General features: G+C 36.7%; 1 pseudogene. It reads left to right on the top strand.

What is annotated here, in order from left to right:
- Positions 1 to 264, top strand: a pseudogene (locus SB689_RS23350) (cell division protein FtsZ); the annotation flags it as partial.

The following is a 264-nucleotide window of genomic DNA, read 5'->3' as shown; positions in this document are numbered from 1 at the left end:
GCTTCTTTGTAAACGAACCTGTTAGAAATGAGCCTAAGACAGATTTTGGACAGCCTAAAGCTGAGTTTAATGCTCCGGTAAGTGCTGTTGTAGAACCTGCTCAAAAGATAGAGACATTCTACCAAAAAGAAGAGCCTAGGACTGAAACAAGACCTTCTTTTGAAACCAAAACAGAAATAGAAACTCCAAAAACTGAAGAATCTGAATTCACATTCGTGAATAAAACGATTGATCAGGACAGAGTAATAGAAAGAAGAAATAAAC

The sequence above is a fragment of the Chryseobacterium sp. SIMBA_038 genome (assembly GCF_046535115.1).
Taxonomy (GTDB): Bacteria; Bacteroidota; Bacteroidia; order Flavobacteriales; family Weeksellaceae; genus Chryseobacterium.
The sequence above is the reverse complement of the archived record's forward strand: the minus strand, read 5'-3'. Positions and strand labels throughout refer to the sequence as shown.